The organism is Streptomyces albipurpureus, assembly GCF_023701525.1.
In the GTDB taxonomy this organism is placed as follows: Bacteria; Actinomycetota; Actinomycetes; order Streptomycetales; family Streptomycetaceae; genus Streptomyces; species Streptomyces albipurpureus.
Genome location: NZ_JAMQAW010000082.1, coordinates 1 through 1,863, shown reverse-complemented (window position 1 = coordinate 1,863; position 1,863 = coordinate 1). Strand labels below are relative to the sequence as shown.

Annotated in this window: 1 protein-coding gene; it reads left to right on the top strand. The window is 66.9% G+C overall.

Annotation, left to right across the window (positions count from 1 at the left end; translation table 11 throughout):
- Positions 1-1,863 (top strand): condensation domain-containing protein (locus NBG84_RS36175; protein ID WP_250923946.1); only part of this gene is annotated, 1,863 nt, incomplete at both ends.

The following is a 1,863-nucleotide window of genomic DNA, read 5'->3' as shown; positions in this document are numbered from 1 at the left end:
AACTCGACCACACCCAACTCCCCACACCAACAACCCCCACCACCCAACCCACCCGACCCCCACGCGGAGAGCAGGAGATACGGATCGCACGGGTCTTCACCGATGTGCTCGGCCTGGAATCCGTGGGTGCTGACGACGACTTCTTCGTACTGGGTGGGCACTCACTGCTGGCGACCCAGGTGGTGGCCCGGATCAGGGCGCTCGGAGCGGAATGCTCGATACGCGATGTGTTCGAGGCGAAGACGGTTGCCGGTCTTTCGGCCCGGCTCACCGAACGCGCGACCATCCAACGCCCCCAGCTGACCGATGTGGTCCGACCCACCCGTCTCCCGCTCTCCTTCGCCCAGCAGCGTTTGTGGTTCCTGGACCAGATGGAGGGCCCTGGCGATACCTACAACCTTCCCTTCGCCACCCGGCTGCGCGGCCCACTCGACGTGACGGCGCTGGAGTCAGCCCTAGCGGATGTGGTGGCTCGGCATGAGTCCCTGCGCACCCGGTTCGATGTGCAGGGAGGTGAGCCATCGCAGCGTGTTCTGCACCCGGCCGATGTCCAGGTGCCGTTCACGGTCGTCGATGTGCCGGAAGAGTGGCTCGCGGAGACCGTGGAGACAGCGGCGGGTGAGCTGTTCCATCTGGCCGAGGATCTTCCCCTGCGGGTGACGCTGCTGAAGGTGGCCGACGACGACCATGTGCTGATGGTCCTCATGCACCACATCGCCACCGATGAGTGGTCGATGGGGCCGCTGCTCACCGATCTGGATACCGCCTATGCGGCTCGGACTGCCGGCCGGGCACCCGACTTCACCCCACTACCCGTCCAGTACGCCGACTTCGCCCTCTGGCAGCGCCAACTCCTCGGCAACCCCGACGACCCCACCTCACTCACCACCCGCCAAACCACCCACTGGCGCACCACACTCGCCGACCTCCCCGACGAAATCCCCCTCCCCACCGACCGCCCCCGACCCCCCGTGCCGTCCCACCGTGGTGACACGGTGGAGGTGCCCCTCGCCGCGGACCTGGTAGCCGGGCTCGACAGGCTTGCCCAGGACAGCGGCGCGACCATGTTCATGGTGGTGCACGCTGCGGTGGCGGCGCTGCTGCATCGGCTCGGGGCGGGCGATGACATCCCGCTGGGCAGCCCGGTCGCGGGCCGGGGCGATGAAGCACTCGACGACCTGGTCGGGTTCTTCGTCAACACGGTGGTGCTGCGCACCGACCTCTCCGGCATCCCGACCTTCGCCGAGCTCCTCGACCGGGTCCTTGAGACCGATCTCTCGGCCCTCGATCACATCGATCTTCCGTTTGACAGTGTGGTGGAGGCGGTGAACCCGGAGCGTTCACTGACCCGTCATCCCCTGTTCCAGACGATGGTGGCGTACGAGGGTGGCGGCCCGGATCTGACCCGCCTGTTCAACACCGCGGCGGAGGAACACCGCATCCACTCGGGTGCGGCCAAGTTCGATCTGGACATCCTCTTCCGTCGCCTACCGAAGGGCATCGGCACGGATGAGATGACGTGCGGGGTCCGATTTGCCACCGATCTCTTTGACCGGGGGACGGTGGAGGCGTTGGCGGACCGGTTGCTGCGGCTGCTGGCCCAGGCCGTCGCGGAGCCCGACCGGCCCATCGCCGACCTCGAACTCCTCAGCGCCGACGAACACGCACAACTCGCCCAATGGAACACCACCGAACGCCCCGTACCCAACGAAACCATCATCGACATCCTCGCCCGACAAGTCACCGCCACCCCCGACGAAACAGCCGTCGTCGCCGGCGAAACCCACCTCACCTTCACCCAACTCGCCACCGCCTCAGACCAACTCGCCCACCTCCTCATCACCGAAGGCATCGGCCCCGACA